The following is a 24,829-nucleotide window of genomic DNA, read 5'->3' as shown; positions in this document are numbered from 1 at the left end:
TGCTGTTTGAACTTAAAGATTTTTTAGGTTAGAATCTGTCAGAAATTGAATTAAAAATGAAAGAATACAGATAGTTTTTACAAAACAATAACTGACAATCTAGCTTAGATCAATTATTCGGGAACGATTACATTTAGCGTCATTGTGCTAACTACTCTGGAAAGTTTTCTAATTGTTGCAATTAATTTTTCAAATTCTTCTTGGTTTTCCGTCTCAACTTCTGCAATCACGTCATATGCTCCAAAAGTAAGATGTGCATTTGGGATATTCTGCATTTGTTTTAATTCATCAACAATGTATTCTTCGGCTCCCAGATCACAATTTAATAAAATGAATCCTTTGTGCATTACTTTATCTAACAATAATTACAAGTTCAGGTCTTTAAGTTTTACAGTATTACCATCTACTACGTCCACCGTAGCTGTTTCTATTCCCATCTCTGTCACTAGTTCTTCTTTTTCCTCTGTCGTCTCTGGGGTTGCCTCCTCTAGATCCACCATATCCTCCAGAACGTCCTCCTCTAGAATAATTGGATCTTGATTGACCGCCATATCTTCTTGATGGCGTCTGTCTTTTTAGAGGATCTGGGATTGAAATTTGAATTCCCATCTCTTGGTTTAAATCTGTGAGGGGAACTTTGATTTGACGTTTGATTAGATTCCAATCTCCAACTGATGAGTATGAAACAAATGTTATTGCTCTACCTAGTGCACCAGCTCTGGCGGTCCTTCCGATTCTGTGAAAGTATGCCATCTCTTGATTTGGTACATCATAGTTTATGACTAACTCTACTCTTGGAACATCTATTCCTCTTGATGCTACATCTGTTGCTACAAGAATGTCTGCTTTACCACTTCTGAATTTCCCCATTGATTGCTCTCTTCTATGTTGTGACATGTCTCCTTCAATGGCAACGGCATTAAATTTTTCTTGATGGAGGAATTTTGCAACATCTCTGGTTCTATATTTTGTAGAACAAAATACGATACTTTGCCCTTTAACTGGTTTGATAAAATCAATAAGATACTTGAATTTGTCCCTGTCTTTAATCACTAAATATGATTGGTCTATTCCTTCCCCACTAAGATCATCTGCATCTAACAAGAATTGTTTTGGATTCTTTAGATACTCTTCAGATAATCTTAAAATTTCAGTTGGCATTGTTGCTGAAAATAATGACATTACTCTGTCTTCTGGTGCTAAATCTAAAATGAATGAAATATCGTCCACAAATCCCATGTCTAACATTGTATCTGCCTCATCTAGAACAATATGAGAAATGTCTCTGAGTTCAATTGAGCCTCTTTTGAGATGATCTATTAGTCTACCTGGTGTTGCTACCACAATTTCTACTCCTCTATGAAGTGCATCTAGTTGAATTCCCATGCCTTGTCCTCCATACACTGTTGCTATTCTGATCCCTGTGTGTTTTCCAAACTTTTTAATTTCATCACTAATTTGCATGGCAAGTTCTCTTGTAGGTGCCATGATCAATCCCTGAATTCCTTGTTTTGGCTTGATCTGTTGCAACATTGATAGTGCAAATGCTGCTGTCTTTCCTGAACCTGTATGAGCCTGTCCAACAACATCTCTGCCTGAAAGTAATACTGGAATCACTGCTTCTTGAATTGGAAATGCTTCTTCGAAACCTTGATCAACAATTCCTTTCAGAACATTCTCGCTTAATCCTAAATCTTGAAATTTTGTCATTTTATTTTTTTCTCTTTGGCAATGACGAAAAAGCTCATTGCCCACTCGTCATTATTCTGATGCTTGATGCTGACTGTACCCTAATAAACGCTTGTTATTTTTTTATGCATCTAATTGGGCATCAATAATTTTTTTGAAACTATCAAAAGGCTGTGCTCCTTTCAATTCGACATATCCTATTTCGTCATTTCCTATAAAAAATCCTGGGGTTCCTGAAACTCCATAATCTCTTCCATCATCAAGATCTTTTTTTATTTCTGGAATGTATTTTCCACTGGAAAGACATGAATCAAATTGCTCTTCATCTAATTTAATTTCTGTAGCATATTGGTTGAATAAAGACAATGCATCAACAGTCTCTAGTTTATTCCACTCATTTTGTTTTTCAAATAACATATCGTGCATTTCTCTGAATTTGTTTTGTTCATTTGCACATTCAGCTGCAACTGATGCAGGTAATGCATTTGGATGAATACTCTGAATAGGGAAATCTCTAAAAACCAACTTTACTTTTCCCTGTTCAATATATTCTTCAATGATTAATGGTAATGTTTGGGTATGGAATCTGGCACAAAATGGACATTGAAAATCTGAAAATTCTACAATTGTAATCGGTGCATCTGGATTTCCTATGATGGGATCATTATCTGCTGAAATTTTTACTGGTGCTGATGGTTGTTTTGTGGGTAATTGGTTTTGTAATAGTTTTAATTCCAACTTTGCTATTGCATCATCAAGATCTTCATTTGAAATTTGGTTAGAATTTGATGTATATGATCCTGCAAAGAATGCTGCAACTCCTACTAGAATGATTATCCCTACAATCAACCCGTTAAATGTGGATTTTTTAACAGAATTTTTTTGATTATCTTGATTCGTCCCTTCTTCCAAACTCATTTTCATTCATTGAATATCTAGCATACTTAATCGTATTGTCAAAGATTACCTAAAGATAGTTTTAGAAATTTAAAAGCCAATGACGGGATCTGAACCCATGACCTATTGATTACAAATCAATTGCTCTACCAGGCTGAGCTACATTGGCACGAAGTAAAATGAATTTTTTGACGGTTTAAAGTGTTACCTGTGGCCGATTCAAAAATCCCTCTTATTCGAAAATCGCTAAATTCACCGTCAGTTTATAATAATCCTGTATTTTGATACTGATATGAGATACATCGAACCTACTAGAGTTAAGGTTTTGATGATGATGTTTTTTGCAACCGGCTCAATTGGTATTGTTATTGGCTTATCTCCTGTTGCTGGACCTCAACAGACTCTGATGATTACTTTCATGGGTGTGATAAACATAGGATTAGGGGCATTCTTTACATTCATTCTTTTGACACAGATTCAAAAGGAACCTGATAAAAGAAAGAAGAAAAGAAAAAGCGATTAACTCTATTTAGTTTGAAAATGTTTTGTCCTTCTTCAATTAAAGTATAAATAATAACTCTCTTTCATGAATTCATAAATGCTAGATTTAGTTGCAAAGAATTTGTTTCTTACAAAAGGCAAAGGCGTTCACGAAGATAGATTGACAAGTTTTGAATATGCTCTACGTGATGCAGGAATTGCAGGAACTAATCTTGTTTTAATTTCCAGTATATTTCCACCAAATGCAAAATTAATTTCTAGAAAAGAAGGCTTGAAAAAAATCTCGCCTGGACAAATCTTGTTTACTATTTATTCAAAAAATCAAACAAATGAACCTCATCGAGTATGTTCTGCATCTGTTGGTCTTGCTCAACCAAAGGACAAAACACGCTATGGGTATCTGTCTGAATATGAGGCCTTTGGACAAAATGAAATTCAAGCAGGCGATTATGCTGAAGATATTGCAGCACAAATGCTTGCATCTTCTTTAGGAATTCCTTTTGATGCTGACAAAGCATGGAATGAAAAAAGACAACAATGGTTAATCTCTGGAGAAATCTACAAAACTCATAATATCACTTCAGCTACTAAAGGTGACAAAGATGGAAAATGGACAACTGTATTTGCAGCAGCAGTTCTTTTATTATGATTATTTTTTATAACCTTTAAGATAAAATAATGCAGCTGCTATTGCAACTATTGTAATTATAACTACAACTAAAATCGATTCATCCAATTCTTGCTTTTCTGCTTTAAGATTTTCTCCTCCGAGTGAAAATCTTAATTCATCACCGTTCACTGTTGTCTCTTTACCAAAAATGTATTTTCCTTGAATTAATTGCCCCTCTTCAGGATCAAAAACCCATCCGTTTTTTGTAACGTCTATTGGAATTTTTTCATTATCTATAATTTGAGTTGGAATGATGTCTCCTGCGACATCTGAAATGTTGGTATTTTCAGAAGATAATACTGCTACTTGGATGATTGAATTTAGAGGATAAAACCCTGTTGAGAAATACTCTGATCTTTTTAGTACATCAGTTTTTAAAAATTCTAATGGATTAATTCTATCGATATCTGGTGCTATTCCTGAATATGTGGTTGACACTCTTAATTGAAGTAATGATTTACTGTCTGCTGGTATTATTGAAAACGTCATCTTTGCATTCTCTTCTGTTGAAAGATTTCTTGCTGCATCATAAAACCCTCCTGAGTCTCTGATGGCTTTTGGAATTAGAATTGCTGATATCTTTTCATACATTGAATCAGTGTCTTCCATAGGCATGGTGTACGCTGCTGAAATTGTTCCTTTACCTGAAATCACTCCTGATGTTTGTAATGCTGTATTTGTTTCGTCACTAGGTTGAATGAATGTAGAATGCAATTTTGCCTTTGTATCAAAAATGCCATTTATCTCATCAATGAATTGCTCTGATATTTTTAGTGTTGAATTTTGAATTTTCAAAATATTTGTATCTTCTGGATTTCTTTTAACATTAATCAAAATACATGATTCTCCACTAACTCCTAGAACACATTTGTCTTGATTTGTAATTACTACTGCTGAAATATTTCCGTTTTCTCTAATCCTTTGCTCCAATTCTGCTGGAATTTTAATTTCTTGAATACTGGTACTCTGTAATGTGATTGATGATGTCACATTTTGTGAAATTCGCTTGTCTATGATAATCTGTGCTGTTTCCTGAAATGTTGCAAGACTCATTTCTTGAGAATATGCATAATTTACTGAAATTCCAACTAGTGCAATAATTGCAAAGAAGATTATTTTTTGCTGCATCGGCTCTGTTTCAATATGTGAAATTATTAAATTTACTCCTGTTTAGTTCATATTTCATATATCTGCTGTTCACTTTTCCATTTTTTGCAAGATATCTAGTAACTAATATTCCCATTAATTCAATTATCTGGATAGTATGGCATTAATTCCAGTCTTGGTGGATCTTTTTCTTAATCCTGTCATTCAACTAATTGCAGTTTTGAGTGCATTTGGTATTGGATTGTTTCAAGGAATAATTCTGGGTAGGGCGATCCTTGTAAGATTTCCACGTTTACAAAATCGTGTCAAAACTGTATCTGTCACAATGTTTGTCTTGTTTCTAACAAATGCAATTTTGAGTGTCCCGCGTTTTGCCTCTCCTGAAAAAATTACATTATCTAATCTGTCTGCAGGCAGTCCTGGGGAACTCGTATCTTTACTCTTCTTGATTTTTGGAATGAATACTGGATTTTTGACAGTATTGGCAATCTCTGTCACTGTCATGAGTTTTGTTGTGTTGAAATTCACAAATCTTAGTGGGGTGACTAAAGGCTTTGTTTTCTTTTTTAGTGCTCTGTTATTGATATTAACGGCTGTGAGCAGATTTACCGATCTCACTCCTAGCACTTTTGAAGTTTTATTGTATTTTCTTTATCAGCTGGGAATTACCATTGGAATCTTGATAGGCTCTATTAGAAAGATAAAGCCCAAGAAACTAGATGTGGAATAATTTCAAACGTTTAAATCAGATTATCATTGTCTTGGAAATGACATCGAATTCAAACCGTTCGGGGAACAAGCTGGCAGTCCATGCGTTGGACTGTCAGCCCCATTTATTCTAAAATCTAGTTTAATGAAGAAAGTGTCTTTACCTGCGTTTTGACATAATCAAATCCTTCCTGCCAGAATTTTGGACTAGTTATGTCAAACCCGTATTCTGAGAGAAGTTTCTCTGGTTTCTTGGAACCCCCTGCTGCAAGAATGCTAATGTATGCTGGAACAAAGTCTTTTCCTTCTTTTTTGTATCTTTGAAATAGAGACAAAGCTAGTAAATTGCCAAATGAATATGCATAACAGTAAAACGGTGTGTGATAAAAATGAGGAATACAACTCCATTCAATTGCAAAGTCGTCAGATAAACTCACTGAGTTACCAAATTGGACTTTGAGATTGTTCATGTATGTTTTTGATATTTCATCTATTGTAGTTCCTTCTCCTATCTGCTTGTGAGCATCGACTTCGAAGATTGTAAAAAATGACTGCCTTAGGATTGTTGCATATAGATCATCGATTTTCTCTGATAGCATTGCCTTTTTTTCATTATCTGAAATTTTGTTAGACAAATTATCATACAACAATAATTCTGAAAAAGTTGATGCTGTTTCTGCTAGAGGTAATGGTGCATCTTGAACAAGAATTGATCTATCTTGTGCTGCTTGGCTGTGAATGGCATGACCTAATTCATGGGCTAGAGTAAATACATCTCTTGTCTTGCCTGTAAAATTTACCAATACGTAGGGAGTAATTTTTGGTGAAAGTGTGCTGCAAAACGCCCCATCTCTTTTCCCTTGCCTTACTTCTGAATCAATATGGTTTTCACTGAATACTTTTCTAGCATACTCTTCAAGCGTACTACTAAACTTTCCAAGTGATTCGAAAACTAATTTCACTGATTTATCATACGAATAATTTTTTCTTTAATGTTGGCTGCTGCTGGAGCATACAAATCATACCTTCGTAGTTTCTTCATGTTTAGCATTTTTGCTTTTTGAACAAAAAATTCCTGAAAAACAGGAGAGTTTCTCTTACACACAGAGAGTAATGACTCTATGGTTTTGTCATCTACATCATTTCCAATGTTTCTCATTGAGATTGGCGATTCATATCCTCTAATTTCAATACCTTCATCTTTCCAATTAAGGACAATGTTTTGGTATATCTCTCCAACCACTCCTTTGTTATCTGAATATTTTGAAAGAATAGTTTTGTATGCTGTTTCTCTAATTTTTGGACTAGTACTTCTAACATAATTTGTGAGTTCTTCTCTTGTCATTACTTTTGATTTATTTCCAATTTTCATTTTGTATTCAAAAGAATTCGTAATCTTATCATACAGTTTGACAAGTGCAGATATTCCAGTTACATCTAATGTATTTATGATTCTCTCTTCTGGTTCACTCAATGCATATTTTGCAAATAATCTTTTATGTGAAAGATATTCTGTGATTTCACCTGCATCTTTCATTAGTCGTTTTGCATTTTTCCCATCAACTTGTGTTTTCCACCATAAATCAAAAAATAAAATTTTATTTGATATTTCGGCGCCAAGTTTAGATATTCTTGTCATTAAAGATGTCGCTTCATCTGATTGTGTGTCTGAAGAATATGACAATGATGCATATCCGCCAATCTTACTCATATTTTCAGAAATTTCTTCCACTTGTTGGAGTATATTCATGAATTGTTTAGTTGACATTTTTGGATCTAGTTTTGATTTAATTTTTTCAAATTTTTTAGCTTGATTCTCTAATTCTTTAATTTGTTTTTGAAATGCCGGACTTTTTGGATTTTTGACTAATTTTGTGAGATCCCATTTACCTAACTGATATGATGACATCTGAATCTGCTGTTTTGTAACTATTAAAAAATGAATATACATTTGATAGATATTTTCCAAAATTCTCGTTTTAGACCAATATGGTGAAACAATGCCTGAATTTTACTACTTTTTCAGATTTTGTGCCTAAAAACTAGGCTCAATTTTTCCTTCAAAATCTGCAAATAAATCGGTTCATATAGGAAATCAACAATGCAAAAATGGTATTACACTTGGTTTTAGAAATTATTAATGCTGATTCGACATGCGGTCGTTGCGGAAAAAATTCCATGCTGACTGATAATGTCACTGGTGAAAGATTCTGTGGTAAATGCGGTTATGTGATCACTGAGACTCTACAAGACTCCGGCCCTGAATGGAGATCATTTTCAAAAGAAGGTGGTGCAGATCCAACAAGAACTGGAGCTCCCACATCGCTTGCAATGCATGACAGAGGACTTGCAACAATTATCAGTCCTATGAATAAGGACTCTTCTGGAAAACCTCTGACCTCTACCATGAAAAGTACAATTGAAAGATTGAGAACTTGGGATAGTAGAAGTAAAGTAAATGCTTCTTCAGATAAAAATCTCAGACAAGCACTAAGTGAATTATCTACATTAAAAGACAAACTTTCATTATCTGATGCAGTTATTGAAAAAGCATCATACATTTACAGAAAAGCCTTAGAAAAAGGTCTTGTAAAAGGTCGTTCTATATCTGCATTAATTGCAGCTTCTCTTTATGCTGCATGTAGAGACACTGAAACCCCTAGAACTCTAAAAGATGTTTCAGATGCAGGTAATATTAAGAAAAAAGACATTTCAAGATGTTATAGAATTTTACATCAGGAATTAGAACTAAAAATGCCTGTTGTGGATCCTGTTCAATGTGTTGCAAGAATTGCAAGCTCTATTGGAATTACTGAAAAAACAAAACGTTATGCAGTTAAAGTACTCAAAGATGCACAAGCACATGAAGAGTCTGCAGGAAAAGATCCTATGGGATTAGCTGCTGCGGCATTATACCTTTCTTGTGTCAAAAACGGTGAAGATAAAACTCAACGTGATATTGCAGAGGCCGCAAATGTTACTGAAGTAACAATTAGAAATAGATACAAAGGCTTGAGATTAGATCAAAATATGGATATGCTGGGAGGAAAATCATAAAATGACTCAAACAAAACCAATAATTGCAATTGTCAATGTTGTAGCTTCTGCAACAATTGAACAAAAATTAGATTTAGTAGATATTACAAAAAAATTCCCTGCTGTTGAATATCATCCAGAACAATTCCCTGGCGCTGTTTTCCGACTGAAAAATCCTAAAACTGCAACATTACTTTTTGGCTCAGGAAAGATGGTTTGCACAGGTGCAAAATCTCAAGAATTGGCAGAAACTGCCGTATTTGAAGTAGTTAAGATATTACGAAAAGGAAAAATCAAAATCAAAAATGACCCTATAGTCTCAATACAAAATATCGTCTCTTCCATTAATCTTGGAGGCAAAGTAAATTTGGAACAAGCCGCTAGAACTCTTCCTAGAAGCATGTATGAGCCAGAACAATTCCCTGGACTAATTCATAGGATGCTTGATCCAAAAACTGTAATTCTCATATTTGCATCAGGAAAATTAGTTTGTGTAGGAGCAAAACTCGAAAAAGATGTTCATCGTTCTGTAAACCAAATCCATGCTTTATTGGAAGAAAAAGGACTAATGGTTTACGATTAGAACTGCTAATTGAAAATTCTAATTACTAATATCTAAAATAATCTAATCTGCAAAATAATTCAAATCAGTAATATTCTTTGTGAATATAACACCACTTCCAAATATTTTCTGGAACTGCTTGCATTACTGGATGTCCTGTTTCTTCAAAGTGTTTTGTTGCATGTTTTCCAATAGATGAATCGCAACAACCTACATGTCCGCATGTTAGACACATTCTAAGTGCAACAACTGGGAGGTGCTCTTTTTCACATTCTTCACAACTTTTTCTATTTTGAGATACATTTTTTTCTTGAAGAAAATGCTCGCATTCTTTAGCCATGTTAATATTTTTTCAAAGTGTCTCTGTATCTTTTTATCGATTCAATGATTACTGTTTTTGCTTCTTTTGCAGACTTCCATCCTAAAATTTCTACCTTCTTTCCTTCCAAATCTTTGTAAACTTGGAAAAAGTGAGCAATTTCAGAACGATAATGATCTTCAATGTCTGTAATGTCTGTAGTGTGTAGGTATCTTGGATCGTTTGTTGCAACACAAATAATTTTGTCATCTAGTTTTCCATCATCCTTCATTTGAAGGAGCCCTATTGGCCTTGCTTCAATTAAGATTCCTGGGTATGTGGGATTTGTAACCAATACTAATGCGTCCAATGGATCCCCGTCATCTGATAATGTTTGAGGGATGAGACCATAGTCTCCTGGATAATGAAATGGTGAAAATAACACTCTGTCTAATTTTATCATGTTGTGTTTTTTGTCATATTCGTACTTGTTCATAGAGCCTTTGGGAATCTCTACAATTGCATTAATGATTTCAGGAATGTCTGTACCTGATTCTATGTCGTGCCAAAAATTCTTGCTCATATTCTAGCTCTTGGTTTGGATATTCAGTATATGAATTCTATGAAATGATATGTTATGTAATTGACAAAATAGAGGTAATTTGTGACCTGTTGATTATGTTAAATCATTAGTATTTGGAATGACTTTGTATATTTTTACAGTATAATCCCCTTCAAACACATTTACAAATTCGCCCGTGTTTGAATCTAGATTTCTAACTCTGAATTTGTATTCATAAGATCCGTCGCCTTTCGCATCTACTTGTGCAAAGTGAACTGGATCCCCTCCTTTGTAAAATTGAATGATGATTGGATATCTCTCAGCAACGTCTGATGCTCCTCCTCTAACAGTTCCCCATGGAAGTTTATTGTCTAAAGGAACATTCATTGTAGTTATTGTTTTTTCCAAACTTACTTTTTCATTTATTGGAGTTACTGTGACTTGATTAACCTCCGCAGAAATGTCTGCTGGAATTACCAATACTCCAAATACTGTCATAATTGATGCAATTAACAACAGATTTGGCTTAACATTCATTTCATTCACCGTTCTTCAAAGTCCTTTAAAAAATTTATTACTAATTCATCCCAGTTTGTCTAAATTATGGCAGTTCTTCCTCTAGATCACAACATGCTTTGTGAACCCATTGGTCCTTAGAGTTTTTTAGAATTTCTTTTCCTGTTTTAATGACATCTCCACACTCTACACATTTTCCATTAAATCTGGCTTTCATAGTATCATTATCATTTTAATCTAATTTTAATCAGGTTGTTGGGCAAATCTTTATTCTAAATGCTGTTTAAGACTCAAATTATGTGTCTAATTTAACACCTTTTTGTCATAATGGTATGTGACACTCCTTGCTTTGATGCCTTTTTCTAGGCATGAAACTGTTATTCTCTGTCTTAACAGCGTGTGACAGCATTGTTATATTGTTGAATATATAACAATAATCGCTTACAAATGGCAACCGAGTCCCAGATCAATCTGTTTGACAATGAATCAGACACTGCTATGTACAAGCATAAACTGACTCTTGAAAAAATTAGAAATGAGTTAATTAATTTTGGTCTTACAAAAAGTCAGGCAAAAGTTTTCATTTATCTTGGCAAGTATGGTTCAAAAACTGCATCTGAAATCGCTAAAGCATTACAGTTACCTAGAACTGAAACATATCATCTGGTCAATTCACTTCAAAACATGGGATTGGTTGTTGCAGAATTATCCCATCCTACAAAATACACAGCTATGGATATGAAAGAAGCTGTATCTACATTAGTAAAACAAGAACAAGAGAGAATCGATGTATTAGCTGATAAAGAAGAATCCCTTTCTCAGCTGTGGAAGGAAATACCTTTCTTTGCAGTAGAAACTGATGAATCAAAATCTGAAAAAATGCAATTGCTCCATGGAACTGGTCCTATAATTAACAAAATAAAAGAGATGGTAAGCTCTAGCGCTGAAGATTTCAGAATTTATGGTAGCGTCTCAGATTTGTTGAGAATGTATCATTCAGATGTATTTGATTGGATTGAAAACACTCCAACTGATCTTAAAATAGTTGCTTCACCTGTAAATAAAACTCCTGAATTCTTATCTGATATGGATTCGTCAAAAATTAAAGCACTCCCATCAGAATCTGAAAACAAATGTTTCATAATCAATGACAAAAAAGAAGTGCTAATATTCATGCGAAATGCAACACATCCTACTAGACAGACTTTTGCATGGTGGTCTGATTCTGAGACTCTGGTTGATTTGATGATTTCTCTTTTTGATTTGTCTTGGGAAAAAGGCGAATCTCTGTATTAACTAAAACCAGTCGTTTTCATACTTGCATTTAATGTAAATGGAAATGCTATTGTAATTTGTGCTTCTAAATTCATCTTAAAAATATCTTGTAATAATCCATGTTCAGCAGGAATATCAAATCATTTTGGTTTAGTTTTTGCCATATTTTTCATCATTTTATCTACCAAATCCTCTATCTGCTCATTTGATAGGATCAATTTTGTTTTTAATTCTGAATTTTCTTTAATTTTGAATAAAACTACACAAAATGAGATGACCGAAGTAACACTTCCAATTATAGTAACCAATAAAATCAGATCAAGAGAATCATTGACTTTGTCTTCCATTATTCTATCTTTTCCATTTAGCGCATCTAGATTATAAGGATCAATTTCCAATGCCTCATCAAAATATTCCAATGCCTCATCAAATCTTCCCAATTCTATAAGAACAGAAGCTTCTCCAATCAATGCTTGAATATTGTCCGGATCAATGGAGAGAATTTTTTCATAGATTTTTTGAGATTTGATGTTTTTTTCTTCCAAGAAATTCAATTCTGCTAGACCTAACAATGTGATGGTGTTGTCTGGTTCAACTTCCTGTGCTGCTAAAAATGCACTTCTTGATTGTTCATATTGATTTAGTTCTAGAAAGACTTGACCTTTCCCATTTAGCGCATCTATGTTATCTAAATCAATTTCAAGAACCTTGTCATACAAAATTAATGATAATTTGTACTGATTCACTGCTAATAACGCATTTGCATTTCCATTTAGCGCATCTATGTTATTTGGATCTATTTTTAGAACAATATTGAAAAACAAAATGGCATCATCGTACTGTTCAATTTTTAATAATACATTTCCACTTCCTAACAGCGCACCAATATTACGATTGTCTTTTTTTAAAACACTTTCAAATTGTTTTATTGCATCGTCATATCTGTCTAAATAATAATAGGAATAGCCTATACCATTAATTGAGTCAAAGTTCTTTGGGTCTGCAGTAAATGCTTTTTCAAAATTTTGTAGTGCAGTAACATATTTCCCTTGAGTTAATAGAATACTGCCTTTTTTGTTTAATGCAGTAACATTATCTGGTTCTGATTCTAAAATTTTATCTAGTTCTACAATTGACTCATCGAATTTTTTTTCTTGATAAAGGCGAGTAAAATTATCTAAATATTGAGTTTCTTCTAAATTAGTTAATCCATATACTGAGGGAAAAATAGGCAATATTATTCCCGATATTATTAAAACTAGAATGAATTTCACTTTTATCTCCTTTTTAAGAACAATGCATCTAGTGCATTGTTTTCATTCTTTTTCTCTTTCGAATCTCTTTTTCATGATGTGAGGACTCTAATGAATAATCATACTGAGGATACATCTTTTCAAATTGCTCTTCGATATAATTTTCATTATGGGAATTTGAATCTGCCATGGTGTTTATGACTCGTCTTCTCTATGCCAAACTGAATCTTTCTGTTTGCATGACTCTGAACAATAATCCGCTTGTGTTTTTAGCATATCTCCACAATAATCACAATGCATTGATTTGTCATATGACCTGTTTTCTGTGGTTATTTCCTTGTATTTTATCAATGAATCAACATACAAAAAATTATTTAAAATCTAATCAATAGTTGATTTTATTCTGGATTAAATCAACTGGCTAAGGAACAAGTTTCCAGAAAAGAACATTTCACACAATAAGTATTTTCCTTATCTTTTAACCCTCAACACTTTCATACTATGGAGAATTAAATACTGTTTAATGACTAATCTGATTCATACTAAACATTTCTCAGCAGTTGTTTTGTCTATTCTAATTCTTACTGGCAGTATGTCTTTGGGAAGTTTTTCTGATGTTGAAGCTCAGACATCCAATCTTTATGTATCTGCAGATAATTCATCATTCAATAATTTTATTTCAGGTCCCCAAGTTATCGAGGTTGTAATTCGTGATCAAAATATCAGTAATACTGGTGAAGGTAAAGGTGAGCCTGATGTTACAGTAAATGGAAAAGATTTACGTATGGTTCAGGCCACTGATGGAAATTGGTATGGTTATTTCTCTGAGCGAAAACAGGCTCAGATAGCTGATAGTACAGTTGGTTTGACTAGTAAAGGACTTGATTTTGGTACATTTTGTTCACGGAACACTTCTATTTTAGGGGTCTCTGTTTCAGAAACCGATGGAATTTCAATACCTGTAAGTGGAATTAATGTTGGTGGGGAAAATGGTAAAAATCCACCCAGCCCGATATCTCAAGACTGTACTTTGACTTTGCCTTATTCAAAAAAATCGATTAACGTTGTACGACAAGTAAAGGAGATGAATACCGGAAATACAAAAGTAAGTCTTGGACAGATTGGCATTACATCAAAAGATCTTTGGCCTTTCATTCAACTATATGATTTTTCAAAAGGTGGCAATGTTGTAATTCAATACAATAAAGGAGGGGGCTCTCAAAAAACAACTCTGACATTTGATTCTGCAGAAAAGTTGATCACACACGAGTTAGACAGAAGCTCTTATACTAGATCATCGGATGTAAATCTAAAAATTAAGGATCTAACTTTAAACATTGATCCTACCTCTGTCGATTCTTGGTCGTTTGGAACCTCTGTTACAAATCCTTCTACATACTATCTGCTTTATGATGAGTCTGGAAAAACTAACTCTGATGGAACTGCAGGAGCTGTAAATCTTGTACCTAATCTTAATTCAATGATGTTTAAAGACAACGGGGTTCTTAAGATAAATCCCAATTTGCAGGGACAATCAAATGTCCTGACTATCCAAGATAATAGTCATTCTGAAACAAACGGTGATGGGGAAATCGATATTTCCTTAATCTCCTCAAATGAGGGCTCTATTGGGGTTGGAAAGCAACCCGTAACAATTACTGAAACCTCTCCAAATAGTGGAATCTTTACCACTTATGATCCAAACAATGATTCTGTTTTAATTACAACACAAAATGCTCAAAGAGGAACCTCTGCTTCTATAGAATATAACAAAAAACCATTGACTCTTCTCATAGGATTTGGAAAAGCTAGTTTGTCCCTTGATGAACGACTAAAAGGAACTGAATGGAATTCCGGTGAAGAAATGCCCGTCATACTAATTGACTCTGATGCAAATAAAAATAATCTAGAAAAAGAAGATCTTGATCTTTTTAATCCTTCATACAAAGCAATTCCTGCATTAAGCACTGGAAATCCATACACCTTGGGAGAAAGTGGGACTGAATCAGACAGTAAGATTTCTGCATCATTTTTAGATGGATTTGTTTTGAATCCACACACTCCTGAACAATTCACTCTTTCAGGTGCCATTTTAGGTACAACATCGTCAGTAATAGTTGAAAAATTCAGTGATAGGGCAAGAATAGATCCTTACAATAATTCAGATTCGGATGCTCTAATAATTGATCTTAAGACAAATCTCAATAAACTTTATTCTTCAATAAACAATCCATTTGATTCTACGACAAATTTTAGAGGAACAAACATGTTTAATTTTGATTTACGTTCAATTAACAACACTATCGGAAATATCGACATTTACTTGTTAGTTGGAAAAACTTCTTCTCCAATTCTTGATTCTTCAGGAAATCCCACATCTGACATAACTGCAATTAAAATTGCATCTGATTCATCTTTACAAAATCTAATCAATTTAAATTCTACATTACAAGTTACAAATCCTTCGTTACTTCATTCTAATTTATTTTCAAGTTCATTTTCTGGAAATGAGCAAATAGGATTAATGTTTTCATATCCAAAAATTCAAAATATGGGAACTGAAACAAGACCCATTGTTGCTGACTTTTTCTCTTACGGATTAATTAAAGACGGGCAATCCAAAGATGAACGAATTGCAAATCAAATAATTCGTTTGGAATTAGAAGAATTGACAACAAATTCTGGAAAGTTTAGAGGGAGTCTTGAGTATATTATGTTAAATCAATTAAATATTTTTGATTCGAAAACATATGAAAAAATAATCCCAATTGATGACGAACCAATTTTTCTAGTAGTTGATGAGTTAAAAGGAAAAGATTCTCCAAGAGTTAATTATAATGACTTGGGTTCTGATGGAATCTTTACTGCAGTTTCAGACCAACAAGATGTTCTTGCTCATATGGGAGTGGTTGTGCTTTCTGTAAAAACATTCAAGCCTGGAGATAATGTGGGTGTGACATTATCTGATAAAGATCTTAACACTGATTCTGATTTAATTGAAATTTACACCGTTGTTGATCCTTCAAAATATCCAAATGATCCTGCTGTAGATACAATCGGTCTCCCAAACCTAGGGTTAACTAGTGACAATCAACCATATGGAAGATTATTAGAAATCACATTTGATGATGAATCTTGGTTGAAATCTTCTGTTTCTAAAAACGGAAAATCATGTTCTTTAATTTCTGGAAGTGATGGGTTGGCTTCAACTGGTTTTACCCTAGTTGAAACTGGAAGTAAGACTGGGGTGTTTACTGGTGATTTTAAAATTCCATCTCAATACTGCTCAAGAAATAGTGGGGGCACAGTCAAGTCAACAACTGGAGTGGATATTGGTGCGCGATATTATGACTTTAGAGGACAATCAAGTCAAGCTGCAATTACTAGTGCAAGTGCAGCAGTTGGTGCAACAAGTGGTAGTGTTCAACTTGATAGAACAAGCTATCCTGTCCCGATAGGCTCTGTCAATGATTTTTTTAATACAGGCAAGTCCACTTCCACTAGGCCTAACAGTTTATCGATTTTCCCATATCATTTAACAGCAATTACCAAAAACGGTGATGCTAATGCAATTGATTCAGGTGAGGAAATTGGACCTCGGGATACTGTACTTTATGTCCGCATTTATGATGATGATTATAACTTATCTCCAAATGGGGAAGACAAAATTTCTCAAAATATTTCAGGAACTAATGGACCAGTTAAAGTATTTGTAACTCGTGGAAGCTCCAGTTTACTTTTAGCAACAGCTGGAGGTGAGAATGCAAAAACTGGAGTAATTACAACTGGTAAAGATATCAAAAGTAGTGTTACTAGAGAACTTGGACCTATAGTGGAAACTTCTCCTAGTTCTGGAATTTTCCAATTTAGTTTGCCCGTTAGATATGTTGATGGTCCATCCTCTTCCAAATGTCCCATTACTCCTGATTCTGGATTTACAAAGTTAGACAAAACAAAATCTGGAGTTTTGTCAAGATTCGATATGTCTCCGTCCGAAGGTAATTATTGTATATTACAAGGTGATGTGATTACCGTAGAATACTCTGATCAAACAGATGCATCAGGTTCTCAAAGAATCGTTACTGATTCAGCCGTATTTGATCTTCGAATTGGTTCATTACAATCTGATAAACAATCTTACATTATTGGACGTGATGCATTGATTACACTAGTTGATCCTGATCTTGACTTTGATTCTAAAAAGGCAGAGACGCATTCACTTGATGTCTTAGAATGGAACTCAGCTAATATCAAGACTACTATGGGTAAGATGGGCGGTACAGTAACAAAAAATGGACAAATCTTTGATGCACAACCTGTTGGATTGCGTGAAACTGGTGATTCAACTGGAATTTTCCAAACTATTGTAAAAATTCCTTCTGAAATAAATGGAAAATCTCTTGATAGGGGTGAGTCAATTAAATTAACATATACTGATTGGGGTACATCTGGTTCTGATTTTGTAGGAAAGAATGATCAAAAAATAGAAATGAAGTTTTTCACGTCTAACTTTCAATCTTTGATCTCTTTAGATAAGAAAGTGTATACGTGGACTGACAAAGTATACATCACAATTGTAGCTCCTGACCACAATTTTAATGAAAATAAAATAGATGAGATTGGTTCAAAATCTACAAATGAAATAAAAATTTCAACCCGTGCAAACAAACTAACTCAATACAAGCTTGTTGAAACTGGAGGTGATACAGGGATTTTTACTGGGGAAGTAACACTAACTGGATTCAAACATGATGCTGATGGAAATCCAAGAACGGGCGACATTGATGGAATTGACACCACTCCTAGAACTGAACCAAAAAGTGGAGGAGGTCCAACAAACGGTTTCTTGGAAACTAAAAATGATGATGGTCTTACTGTATCATTTCAATTTACAGACAGAGAAACATCAACAGAGTCTGCATTGATTAGATGGAATATTGGAAATGTAGAATGGGTTCAAGGCGCAACATCTGCAAATGGAAACGGGATTATTCGAGTAGTTGATCCTGATATGAATCTCAATCCTGATATTGTAAACACCTTTTTGATTGACATGTGGTCTGATTCGGATCTTGGTGGCATTGATCTCACTGTAATTGAAACAGGGCCTGCAACTGGAATCTTTGAAGGCTCTGTCACATTTACCACAAGAGATCAATCATCTGGTCATAAATTACGAGTAAATGAAGGTGACTATGTTACTGCAAAATATGAAGACAACACGTTGCCAAAACCCTATTCAAGAACGGATGAACTAAAAATTACCTCTAGCATTCCTGTTGGCCCTGTGGTTCCTCCTCTGGAGCGCGTTCCTGTGTCAAATCCACGTATTGTTGATTCTTTTGGTAACTCAATTAATTTAATCAAAGTAGATAGTCAGGTCCAAATTTCTGCAAGCCTTGTAAACAACAACGTTGGAACTCAACCCTTTACTTATTTAGTTCAGATTCATGATTCGTCAAATGCTGTAAATTCATTATCTTGGATTGCTGGAACTTTATCGAAAGGACAGTTATTGTCTCCTTCCGTGTCTTGGACTCCTGATGCTCCTGGAAAATATACTGCAACAATTTTTGTTTGGGATAATCTAAAAAACCCTATTGCAATCAGTCCTACCATTGATTTTGAAATCAGTGTGTCATGATCTTTTAATAGTTCTAAATTCAAACTATTATCATGAATAACAAGACTATTTTTGTTGTATTTTTTACTGTCTCAATATTGTTACTAGGGACAATATCCAGTTCTGTCAATCTTATTCCTTCAGCTGATGCATTAAAGGGACAAGGAGTCCCATCATCACAATATGGTTCTGCCACAAAAGGAATTGTCTGTGGAGACAAATTATGTTCTGAAGTGGAACAAGAAGAAAAGAAAGTAGAAAAGAAAATAGAAAAGAAAGCAGAAAAAAAGGAACAAGCCAAAACAGAAAAGAAAGAATCTGAAAAAAAGAAATTAGATGACAAAGCAGCATCTGAAAAAGCAAGATATGATGAATTGTCATTACCGCCTAGAACAATAAAAACTGGAACTGTCACGTCTACACAAGATCCTGGACAAGGACATGAAAATCATCAATTAGCAATAATCTTACCTCCTTCTGATAAAGTATATCGTGGAATATTTGCATTCACTGTCTCTGAAAATGTTCAACTGGTAACCCTTCATGGCCCTCTGAAAAATGGTGAAGACAAGGGACAAGCAATTTGGTCTCCAGATGGTAAAACAAAATATGCTTTGACTTTTGTTCCTTTAGATGCCTCCGCAGGAACTTGGGCATTTGCTGGTAATGCTTTGGCCGTGCATACCATGAATGAAGATCCATTTACTGTTTCATACTCGGTTGCATATAGAGAAAGAACTCTCTCTGATACTGTAAAAAGTGAAACCATCACGTCTACACAAGATCCTGGACAAGGACATGAAAATCATCAATTAGCAATAATCTTGCCTCCTAGGCCTTATGCTTATTTTGGAACTTTGGGATTCTCTGCATCTGAAGATGTTCAGTTAGTAGCACTCCATGGTCCATTACAACCGGGTCAAGGTGCACATGGACAAGCAATCTGGACCCCTGATGGAAAAACATTCTATGCATTAACTTTTGTAGATAAAGAAACTGCAATGGGTACTTGGCAATTTACTGGTAATGCCGTTGCATTACACACAATGAAAGATACTCCATTTACCGTAAGCTATTCTATAGCTACTGGCCAATAGTCTCATATTGAACAAAATCGTTTAATTGTGACAAAATTTTATGGATGATGATTTTAATTCTTTTTCAAACCTATATGCATTTTTTAATACCCATTCCCTCTGATAATTGATGCCTATTTTTCTGGATATGCACAAATTGGGAGATTACACCAAAGAGCAATTAATTATGGGATTAGAAGATAAAGCAGACGAATTTGGTGTTACAGTACATCAGATGATGTTTAATGAAAAGGAAGATATCTTGCATTGTATTTGTTCTGCCTCTGATATAGAATCTGTAGAAAAACATCATATGAAATTTAACACAAAATGCGATAAAATTTTTCCAATTGATGAAATAAAAACTGATAAAATTACCAAAGACGAGAAATTAAAAGTGATTGGGGAGCTTTCTTCTCGATTTGCACACGATATTAGAAATCCTTTAACCGTTATACAATCCTCTGTGGATATTTTAAAATCAAAATATCCTGATATATCTAAAAAAGAAAATGTCAAATTTGATATGATAAAATCTGCAATAGATAGAATTGAACATCAAATAGATGATGTATTGGGATTTGTAGCCTCCAGGAAACTAAATTTTAATTTAAACAACATAACTGAAATTTTGGATTCCTCGCTTACAGGTATGGCCATTCCTAAAAAAATATCTGTGAATAAATCCCAAAATAATGTCCCTCTTTATTGTGATTTTGAATCCATACGTGTTCTTTTTGTAAATATTATTCTTAATGCGATACAAGCAATGAACAATTTTGGAAAAATAGATATCAAAATAACTCGAGATGCGGATAATGTTTTAATCTCTTTTGAAAATTCTGGACCTAGCATACCTGAGAAAATAATTCCAAAAATATTTGATCCTTTGTTTACTACTAAACAAACAGGTACTGGTTTAGGTCTAGTTAGTTGTAAACAAATTGTAGACGCGCATGGTGGTAAAATAGAAGTAACAAACAACCCTACAACATTCACTGTAATTTTACCTCAAAAACACATATCATAATTTATTGTTTGACTGCAAGAGTAAAAGATTCGAAGTACTTATGAACATAATAATTTTATCGTGAGTGGTTAAAAATTAGATTTTTGTCATCTTCATTTTCTGTTCCTTTATGCGGATGGAACCTTAAAAAAGAACACTGGAGTGGTGGACCGAATGGGATTTGAACCCACGACCTTTGCGGGAAACTGATTTCCTTACGCAGTGTGAGTGCGTCATCCAAACCAAACTAGACGACCGGTCCGACTAAATTAATCCAAGGGAGTTTTTTTGTCTTTGCTATTTGGATATGTCACAATTACCTTGGGCTTTATTACTGATTTAAAAAATAATTATCATGTCTTTGCAAGATTTTGATGCTTTAATTGATAGGATGAAATTAGCTTTTGAATATGCTGATAACCTAGGACAATATGTGGAGGCGGCCAAAGTTTTGTATCAAATGAACGATCAATTACCAGATGATCTGCAACTAACTTTTGAAGAATTAGATGATCCTGAAGATGCAAAATCGTTTGTAAAGAAATATTACGTTGAACTAAAATCTGCAATTGTATCTTATAGGCAAAAATTGATGAATTTCTAATTCTACTTCTTAACGCCGAGATTTCTATTCTTTAGTCTCAAGTATGGATTTCTGCATTTTCTGCATCGTGTTGCATCGATGTCATTTCTACAACCGCATTTGAAACAAATTTTCATTACAAGACGTGCTTGTTGAGCAATTCTTTTCTTCTCGGGGTCTGTAACTGGCATTTAATTGTCTCCTTAATCTCTCTCTTTTATTCTAATCGGATTTTTCCATCTTTCCTGCTAGTAATACTGGCACTTCTGCAGGTCTTTTGGCTACTGGGATGTTTGCTTTGTTAAACATGGATACCTTGGATTCTGCTGAACCATAAGTTCCCATTACGATTGCTCCTGCATGACCCATTCTTTTTTCTTTAGGAGCTGCTCTTCCAGCAATATATGCCACTGTTGGTTTGTTAAATCCACTGTCGATAATTCTCTGAGCCAATATTTCTTCAGAGTCCCCACCAATTTCGCCCACTACTACGAGTCCCTCCAAATCAGGAATGTCTTTGACCATATCAAATGCATCAATAAGCCTTGTACCATTTATTGGGTCTCCTCCAATACCAATTGTGATTGATTGACCAAATCCAGAATTTGTCAGTGCATCTGAAATTTCATAGAGCAATGTTCCACTTTTTGATAATACTGCAATTTTTCCAGCTTTGAAAGGTGTGGGCGGCATTATTCCAATTTTGATTAGTTCTGGAATCATGATTCCTGGAGTATTTGGGCCAATCACTATTGCACCTTTTTGTTTTGCAAGTTCTAGAGTCTCCATGGTGTCTCTAATTGGAACGTGCTCTGGAATTGCGACTAGTAATTTGATTCCTGCATTTAATGCATCTTTAGCAGCTCCGAGAAAGAATTTTGCTGGAACAAAGATTATTGAAATTTTAGCATTTGTTGCATCTACTGCCTCTTGCATTGTGTTGTAAATTGGAACTTTGTCTTCAAACTTTTGACCTCCTTTACCTGGGGTAACTCCTGCAACAACATTGGTTCCATATGCTATCATCTGTTTTGCATGAAGTGAACCATATGCGCCAGTAATTCCTTGAACAATTACTCCTTTGTTTTTGTAATCTGGATCTTCTGGTTTTCCTTTTAGTAATTCAAAAATATCTGTCATTTCTTCACTCCCATCACTGCAGCATTAATTGCTTCTTCAACAGAACCAAATATGTTGGTTCTAGAACCTTGAAGCATTTCTTTTGCTTTTTCTGATTCTGTTCCTTTTAGTCTTGCAAATACTGGTAAATCAATTAGATTATTTTCATATGCTTTGAGAAATGCTTCTGCAACAACAGTTGTCTTTACAATTCCCCCATAGAGATTTACAAGAATTCCTTTCACTCTATCTAATTTACTAATCAAAGTCAATGCCTCATATACAGATTCAGTTGTTGCACCTCCGCCCACATCTAAGAAACATGCAGGTTTTCCACCGTTATCTGATAGCATATCTAATGTTGACATTACAAGTCCTGCACCATTTCCGACAACTGCAATGTCTCCATCTAATTCTACAAGGGAAAATCCGCTCTTCTCAGCTTGTTCCTCAATAGCTGTTTTTTCTTGATATTTTTGTAATTCAGGATGTCTGAAATTACTGTTATCATCTGTTACAAATTTACCATCAAGTGCCATAATTGTGTCATCTTGCATGATAGCTAATGGGTTAATTTCTACAAGTTCTGCCTCTTTTTCAATTGTAAGTTTTGATAATTTTTTTAGTGTGTCGACAAATTGCTCTGCTGTGTTCCCTTCTAATCCAATTTCTTTTGCAACTTCTTTTGCAAGTTCATCAGATACTTCTCCTAATCCTACTTCTTTGATAATTTGGTTTTTGACTGATTCAATTTCCACTCCTCCTTCTGCTGATGCAATTATGGTGTAACATCTTTTTGAGCGATTCAAAAATAATGAAAGATACAATTCTTTTTTGATGTCTGCCATCTTTTCTAGCAAAATTGCTCTTGCTTTTTCCCCCTTGATGGTCAAATCCATTACTTGAGGGTATTTCAACTCAAATTCATCATCATTTTGACATTTTTGAATGCCTCCTGCTTTTCCTCTGCCTCCTACTGGCACCTGAATTTTAATTACAAATGGATATCCTAACTCTTTTGCATGTTTTCTACCTTCTTCGATATTCGTTGACGATATGCTGTCAAGAAGATTGATTCCATATTCTCGGAATAATTCTTTAGCCTGAAATTCTAGTAATTGCATGCAAAAATCATGAAATTTACGGTCTTTATTAACTATGATACTATTTTAATTGCTCATCTAGAAAATCAATCATTTCTAAAAAGCGATCTTTACTTTTTCTCAACAATTCTTGGGGATACTCTTCAATTGTAAATACAAATTGTTGATGAAAACTCGGAACTAAAATCCCTCCAGATGTGACCATCTGCTCAATTACATATCCTTTGGTAAGCGTGCAAACAATTTCTTCATAGGACTCTTCTTCTTCTTCTAGAGTTTGTCTGTACAGGACAATTGGTCTGTTTGTTTTTGCTACAATGTTTGAGCCTTTTTCTAACAGATCTGACAAGTGCTGAATCTGCCATGCATCTAGGCTGATCTGCTTTACCATGATAATAATATGTGATTTTTCTATTTAACCCTGATAAAACAACGCATCTTCACAACATGTCGTCATTAAAGTCACATTAATTGAGAATTTAAAATAAAGAAAATGATTTGGCACTTAGGCCATATCTAATGCTCTAGAATGTTTTCTTGTATGTGGTCTTTCACCTGCATACTTTCTTCTCATGTGCCCTGATGGTCTTCCATAGATTAGTTCTAGGAACCAAGACTCATGTTCGATCTCTTCAGCGAGAATATCTTTTGCAATATCGTATGTTGCAGGATCTTTGCCTAATGTCATCTTGCAAATTTTATCCCAGTTGACAATTGCGCCTTGTTCTGCTTTGAGACATTTTTCTAGAATTGCTTTGTGATCTGTTGGATTTGCTGGAAGTTGTAAGAATTCACAACCGGAAATTTTGATAAATTCTGTTGCATCATTTGGAAGAGCCCCACCTAATTGGTAGATTCTTTCAATACATGATTCAAAGTGGCTAAGATCTTCTAATCTTGCATCTTCGATAATTCCTTTGAGTCCTTCTCCTTCCATACCTGTACAATGTGCCCTGAGATTGGTAAAGTAATAGTATGCAGTAAATTCTACTGCTGCATTTTTGATTAACTCTTTTACCAATTCATCGACATCAAGGCCATTTTGTTTTAGAATATTGATTCCAACCACATTTGGTTTTGATTCGGACATTTAATTATGGATTTTTTAGTAGTAATAAAAATATTTCATAAAATATTATAATTTGATTTTCAGAGGAGGTGTTAGAAAATATCGGTTGGGGGACCTTATGTTTTATTCCTCTGAAATCTGAATCTGTTTTGCAATAGTAATAAATAAAAAAT

Annotated in this window: 28 protein-coding genes and 2 tRNA genes; 10 read left to right on the top strand and 20 right to left on the bottom strand. The window is 34.3% G+C overall.

Annotation, left to right across the window (positions count from 1 at the left end; genetic code table 11):
* Positions 1 to 113: 113 nt before the first annotated feature.
* The 4 genes from NSED_RS06680 to NSED_RS06665 form a co-directional block, all read right to left on the bottom strand.
* Positions 114 to 347: an Lrp/AsnC ligand binding domain-containing protein gene (locus NSED_RS06680; RefSeq protein WP_016940258.1), complete on the bottom strand. Its 234-nt coding sequence runs from the start codon at positions 345 to 347 to the stop codon at positions 114 to 116.
* 49 nt (positions 348 to 396) lie between these two features.
* On the bottom strand, positions 397 to 1,710 hold the full coding sequence (locus tag NSED_RS06675) for a DEAD/DEAH box helicase (protein ID WP_014965490.1): 1,314 nt from the start codon (positions 1,708 to 1,710) through the stop codon (positions 397 to 399).
* A gap of 102 nt (positions 1,711 to 1,812) precedes the next feature.
* Positions 1,813 to 2,607 (bottom strand): DsbA family protein, encoded by a 795-nt coding sequence (locus NSED_RS06670; RefSeq protein ID WP_026090096.1) that lies wholly within the window; start codon positions 2,605 to 2,607, stop codon positions 1,813 to 1,815.
* A gap of 74 nt (positions 2,608 to 2,681) precedes the next feature.
* Positions 2,682 to 2,755: transfer RNA gene (locus tag NSED_RS06665), tRNA-Thr, on the bottom strand.
* 123 nt (positions 2,756 to 2,878) lie between these two features.
* On the opposite strand from NSED_RS06665, the gene NSED_RS06660 reads away from it, so the two are divergent.
* Both NSED_RS06660 and NSED_RS06655 read left to right on the top strand, forming a co-directional pair.
* Entirely contained in the window at positions 2,879 to 3,109 is a 231-nt protein-coding gene (locus NSED_RS06660; protein ID WP_014965488.1) for a hypothetical protein, read from the top strand.
* 75 nt (positions 3,110 to 3,184) lie between these two features.
* Positions 3,185 to 3,736, top strand: a complete 552-nt coding sequence (locus NSED_RS06655) for a pyruvoyl-dependent arginine decarboxylase (protein ID WP_014965487.1) — start codon at positions 3,185 to 3,187, stop codon at positions 3,734 to 3,736.
* Here NSED_RS06655 and NSED_RS06650 read toward each other — a convergent pair whose 3' ends face one another.
* On the bottom strand, positions 3,737 to 4,885 hold the full coding sequence (locus tag NSED_RS06650; protein ID WP_014965486.1) for a hypothetical protein: 1,149 nt from the start codon (positions 4,883 to 4,885) through the stop codon (positions 3,737 to 3,739).
* Between the two features lie 136 nt (positions 4,886 to 5,021).
* Here NSED_RS06650 and NSED_RS06645 point away from each other — a divergent pair, with 136 nt between their 5' ends.
* The gene (locus NSED_RS06645) at positions 5,022 to 5,594 is read left to right on the top strand and encodes a hypothetical protein (RefSeq protein WP_016940261.1); all 573 of its coding nucleotides are present in this window, start codon (positions 5,022 to 5,024) and stop codon (positions 5,592 to 5,594) included.
* Between the two features lie 115 nt (positions 5,595 to 5,709).
* On the opposite strand, the gene NSED_RS10765 is transcribed toward NSED_RS06645, so the two are convergent.
* Both NSED_RS10765 and NSED_RS10760 read right to left on the bottom strand, forming a co-directional pair.
* A complete protein-coding gene (locus NSED_RS10765; protein ID WP_232212383.1) occupies positions 5,710 to 6,534 on the bottom strand; it encodes a M3 family metallopeptidase in 825 nt (274 codons plus the stop codon).
* A complete protein-coding gene (locus NSED_RS10760) occupies positions 6,531 to 7,481 on the bottom strand; it encodes a gluzincin family metallopeptidase (protein ID WP_232212384.1) in 951 nt (316 codons plus the stop codon). The genes NSED_RS10765 and NSED_RS10760 overlap by 4 nt, the downstream gene beginning before the upstream one ends.
* A 200-nt stretch (positions 7,482 to 7,681) precedes the next feature.
* Between NSED_RS10760 and NSED_RS06635 the strand changes: the two genes are divergently transcribed.
* Both NSED_RS06635 and NSED_RS06630 read left to right on the top strand, forming a co-directional pair.
* Positions 7,682 to 8,629 (top strand): transcription initiation factor IIB, encoded by a 948-nt coding sequence (locus NSED_RS06635; RefSeq protein ID WP_014965484.1) that lies wholly within the window; start codon positions 7,682 to 7,684, stop codon positions 8,627 to 8,629.
* 1 nt (position 8,630) lies between these two features.
* Positions 8,631 to 9,191 (top strand): TATA-box-binding protein, encoded by a 561-nt coding sequence (locus NSED_RS06630; RefSeq protein ID WP_014965483.1) that lies wholly within the window; start codon positions 8,631 to 8,633, stop codon positions 9,189 to 9,191.
* Positions 9,192 to 9,255: 64 nt separating this feature from the next.
* Here NSED_RS06630 and NSED_RS06625 read toward each other — a convergent pair whose 3' ends face one another.
* From NSED_RS06625 to NSED_RS10985, 4 genes are all read right to left on the bottom strand, one after another.
* Entirely contained in the window at positions 9,256 to 9,510 is a 255-nt protein-coding gene (locus tag NSED_RS06625; protein WP_014965482.1) for a UBP-type zinc finger domain-containing protein, read from the bottom strand.
* Position 9,511: 1 nt separating this feature from the next.
* Entirely contained in the window at positions 9,512 to 10,051 is a 540-nt protein-coding gene (locus NSED_RS06620) for an inorganic diphosphatase (RefSeq protein ID WP_014965481.1), read from the bottom strand.
* 93 nt (positions 10,052 to 10,144) lie between these two features.
* Entirely contained in the window at positions 10,145 to 10,567 is a 423-nt protein-coding gene (locus NSED_RS06615) for a hypothetical protein (protein WP_026090098.1), read from the bottom strand.
* A 64-nt stretch (positions 10,568 to 10,631) separates the two neighbouring features.
* Complete coding sequence (locus NSED_RS10985) at positions 10,632 to 10,763, bottom strand: hypothetical protein (protein ID WP_014965479.1); 132 nt, start codon at positions 10,761 to 10,763, stop codon at positions 10,632 to 10,634.
* A 230-nt stretch (positions 10,764 to 10,993) separates the two neighbouring features.
* On the opposite strand from NSED_RS10985, the gene NSED_RS06610 reads away from it, so the two are divergent.
* On the top strand, positions 10,994 to 11,842 hold the full coding sequence (locus NSED_RS06610) for a TrmB family transcriptional regulator (RefSeq protein ID WP_014965478.1): 849 nt from the start codon (positions 10,994 to 10,996) through the stop codon (positions 11,840 to 11,842).
* A 119-nt stretch (positions 11,843 to 11,961) separates the two neighbouring features.
* On the opposite strand, the gene NSED_RS06605 is transcribed toward NSED_RS06610, so the two are convergent.
* The 3 genes from NSED_RS06605 to NSED_RS10325 all read right to left on the bottom strand — a co-directional run bounded on the left by NSED_RS06605 (position 11,962) and on the right by NSED_RS10325 (position 13,425).
* Positions 11,962 to 13,056, bottom strand: coding sequence for a tetratricopeptide repeat protein (locus NSED_RS06605; protein WP_014965477.1), 1,095 nt, complete (start codon positions 13,054 to 13,056; stop codon positions 11,962 to 11,964).
* Between the two features lie 67 nt (positions 13,057 to 13,123).
* A complete protein-coding gene (locus NSED_RS10545) occupies positions 13,124 to 13,264 on the bottom strand; it encodes a hypothetical protein (RefSeq protein WP_016940263.1) in 141 nt (46 codons plus the stop codon).
* Between the two features lie 5 nt (positions 13,265 to 13,269).
* Positions 13,270 to 13,425 carry a hypothetical protein gene (locus NSED_RS10325; protein ID WP_156800717.1) on the bottom strand — a complete coding sequence of 52 codons (156 nt, stop codon included), beginning with the start codon at positions 13,423 to 13,425 and terminating at the stop codon, positions 13,270 to 13,272.
* A gap of 172 nt (positions 13,426 to 13,597) precedes the next feature.
* Between NSED_RS10325 and NSED_RS06600 the strand changes: the two genes are divergently transcribed.
* The 3 genes from NSED_RS06600 to NSED_RS06590 all read left to right on the top strand — a co-directional run bounded on the left by NSED_RS06600 (position 13,598) and on the right by NSED_RS06590 (position 20,803).
* Positions 13,598 to 18,718 carry a hypothetical protein gene (locus NSED_RS06600; protein ID WP_016940265.1) on the top strand — a complete coding sequence of 1,707 codons (5,121 nt, stop codon included), beginning with the start codon at positions 13,598 to 13,600 and terminating at the stop codon, positions 18,716 to 18,718.
* Positions 18,719 to 18,750: 32 nt separating this feature from the next.
* On the top strand, positions 18,751 to 19,794 hold the full coding sequence (locus NSED_RS06595; RefSeq protein WP_014965476.1) for a hypothetical protein: 1,044 nt from the start codon (positions 18,751 to 18,753) through the stop codon (positions 19,792 to 19,794).
* Between the two features lie 127 nt (positions 19,795 to 19,921).
* Positions 19,922 to 20,803, top strand: coding sequence for a sensor histidine kinase (locus NSED_RS06590; RefSeq protein WP_232212398.1), 882 nt, complete (start codon positions 19,922 to 19,924; stop codon positions 20,801 to 20,803).
* A 142-nt stretch (positions 20,804 to 20,945) separates the two neighbouring features.
* Here NSED_RS06590 and NSED_RS10320 read toward each other — a convergent pair.
* Positions 20,946 to 21,044, bottom strand: a tRNA-Val gene (locus NSED_RS10320).
* A gap of 93 nt (positions 21,045 to 21,137) precedes the next feature.
* On the opposite strand from NSED_RS10320, the gene NSED_RS06585 reads away from it, so the two are divergent.
* On the top strand, positions 21,138 to 21,386 hold the full coding sequence (locus NSED_RS06585; protein WP_014965474.1) for a hypothetical protein: 249 nt from the start codon (positions 21,138 to 21,140) through the stop codon (positions 21,384 to 21,386).
* Between the two features lie 2 nt (positions 21,387 to 21,388).
* On the opposite strand, the gene NSED_RS06580 is transcribed toward NSED_RS06585, so the two are convergent.
* From NSED_RS06580 to dps, 5 genes are all read right to left on the bottom strand, one after another.
* Complete coding sequence (locus NSED_RS06580; protein ID WP_014965473.1) at positions 21,389 to 21,556, bottom strand: 50S ribosomal protein L40e; 168 nt, start codon at positions 21,554 to 21,556, stop codon at positions 21,389 to 21,391.
* Positions 21,557 to 21,587: 31 nt separating this feature from the next.
* Entirely contained in the window at positions 21,588 to 22,505 is a 918-nt protein-coding gene (locus NSED_RS06575) for a succinate--CoA ligase subunit alpha (protein WP_014965472.1), read from the bottom strand.
* Positions 22,502 to 23,608, bottom strand: coding sequence for a succinate--CoA ligase subunit beta (locus tag NSED_RS06570; RefSeq protein WP_014965471.1), 1,107 nt, complete (start codon positions 23,606 to 23,608; stop codon positions 22,502 to 22,504). The genes NSED_RS06575 and NSED_RS06570 overlap by 4 nt, the downstream gene beginning before the upstream one ends.
* Before the next feature lie 40 nt (positions 23,609 to 23,648).
* On the bottom strand, positions 23,649 to 23,978 hold the full coding sequence (locus NSED_RS06565; RefSeq protein ID WP_014965470.1) for a hypothetical protein: 330 nt from the start codon (positions 23,976 to 23,978) through the stop codon (positions 23,649 to 23,651).
* A 114-nt stretch (positions 23,979 to 24,092) separates the two neighbouring features.
* Positions 24,093 to 24,677, bottom strand: coding sequence for a DNA protection during starvation protein (dps, locus tag NSED_RS06560; RefSeq protein WP_014965469.1), 585 nt, complete (start codon positions 24,675 to 24,677; stop codon positions 24,093 to 24,095).
* Between the last annotated feature and the right edge of the window lie 152 nt (positions 24,678 to 24,829).

The organism is Candidatus Nitrosopumilus sediminis, assembly GCF_000299395.1.
In the GTDB taxonomy this organism is placed as follows: Archaea; Thermoproteota; Nitrososphaeria; order Nitrososphaerales; family Nitrosopumilaceae; genus Nitrosopumilus; species Nitrosopumilus sediminis.
The sequence above is the reverse complement of the archived record's forward strand: the minus strand, read 5'-3'. Positions and strand labels throughout refer to the sequence as shown.

Excerpts from the sequence above, each read along its gene's own strand:
- NSED_RS06660 (WP_014965488.1), top strand. The coding sequence starts at position 2,879 with ATGAGATACATCGAACCTACTAGAGTTAAGGTTTTGATGATGATGTTT.
- NSED_RS06585 (WP_014965474.1), top strand. The coding sequence starts at position 21,138 with ATGTCTTTGCAAGATTTTGATGCTTTAATTGATAGGATGAAATTAGCT.
- NSED_RS06680 (WP_016940258.1), bottom strand. The coding sequence starts at position 347 with ATGCACAAAGGATTCATTTTATTAAATTGTGATCTGGGAGCCGAAGAA.
- NSED_RS06570 (WP_014965471.1), bottom strand. The coding sequence starts at position 23,608 with ATGCAATTACTAGAATTTCAGGCTAAAGAATTATTCCGAGAATATGGA.
- NSED_RS06655 (WP_014965487.1), top strand. The coding sequence starts at position 3,185 with ATGCTAGATTTAGTTGCAAAGAATTTGTTTCTTACAAAAGGCAAAGGC.
- NSED_RS06580 (WP_014965473.1), bottom strand. The coding sequence starts at position 21,556 with ATGCCAGTTACAGACCCCGAGAAGAAAAGAATTGCTCAACAAGCACGT.
- NSED_RS06595 (WP_014965476.1), top strand. The coding sequence starts at position 18,751 with ATGAATAACAAGACTATTTTTGTTGTATTTTTTACTGTCTCAATATTG.
- NSED_RS06630 (WP_014965483.1), top strand. The coding sequence starts at position 8,631 with ATGACTCAAACAAAACCAATAATTGCAATTGTCAATGTTGTAGCTTCT.
- NSED_RS10985 (WP_014965479.1), bottom strand. The coding sequence starts at position 10,763 with ATGAAAGCCAGATTTAATGGAAAATGTGTAGAGTGTGGAGATGTCATT.
- NSED_RS06610 (WP_014965478.1), top strand. The coding sequence starts at position 10,994 with ATGGCAACCGAGTCCCAGATCAATCTGTTTGACAATGAATCAGACACT.
- NSED_RS06620 (WP_014965481.1), bottom strand. The coding sequence starts at position 10,051 with ATGAGCAAGAATTTTTGGCACGACATAGAATCAGGTACAGACATTCCT.
- NSED_RS06645 (WP_016940261.1), top strand. The coding sequence starts at position 5,022 with ATGGCATTAATTCCAGTCTTGGTGGATCTTTTTCTTAATCCTGTCATT.
- NSED_RS10760 (WP_232212384.1), bottom strand. The coding sequence starts at position 7,481 with ATGTCATCATATCAGTTAGGTAAATGGGATCTCACAAAATTAGTCAAA.
- NSED_RS06670 (WP_026090096.1), bottom strand. The coding sequence starts at position 2,607 with ATGAGTTTGGAAGAAGGGACGAATCAAGATAATCAAAAAAATTCTGTT.
- NSED_RS06565 (WP_014965470.1), bottom strand. The coding sequence starts at position 23,978 with ATGGTAAAGCAGATCAGCCTAGATGCATGGCAGATTCAGCACTTGTCA.
- NSED_RS06625 (WP_014965482.1), bottom strand. The coding sequence starts at position 9,510 with ATGGCTAAAGAATGCGAGCATTTTCTTCAAGAAAAAAATGTATCTCAA.
- dps (WP_014965469.1), bottom strand. The coding sequence starts at position 24,677 with ATGTCCGAATCAAAACCAAATGTGGTTGGAATCAATATTCTAAAACAA.
- NSED_RS06575 (WP_014965472.1), bottom strand. The coding sequence starts at position 22,505 with ATGACAGATATTTTTGAATTACTAAAAGGAAAACCAGAAGATCCAGAT.
- NSED_RS10545 (WP_016940263.1), bottom strand. The coding sequence starts at position 13,264 with ATGGCAGATTCAAATTCCCATAATGAAAATTATATCGAAGAGCAATTT.
- NSED_RS06615 (WP_026090098.1), bottom strand. The coding sequence starts at position 10,567 with ATGAATGTTAAGCCAAATCTGTTGTTAATTGCATCAATTATGACAGTA.
- NSED_RS06650 (WP_014965486.1), bottom strand. The coding sequence starts at position 4,885 with ATGCAGCAAAAAATAATCTTCTTTGCAATTATTGCACTAGTTGGAATT.
- NSED_RS06675 (WP_014965490.1), bottom strand. The coding sequence starts at position 1,710 with ATGACAAAATTTCAAGATTTAGGATTAAGCGAGAATGTTCTGAAAGGA.
- NSED_RS06600 (WP_016940265.1), top strand. The coding sequence starts at position 13,598 with ATGACTAATCTGATTCATACTAAACATTTCTCAGCAGTTGTTTTGTCT.
- NSED_RS06635 (WP_014965484.1), top strand. The coding sequence starts at position 7,682 with ATGGTATTACACTTGGTTTTAGAAATTATTAATGCTGATTCGACATGC.
- NSED_RS06590 (WP_232212398.1), top strand. The coding sequence starts at position 19,922 with ATGCACAAATTGGGAGATTACACCAAAGAGCAATTAATTATGGGATTA.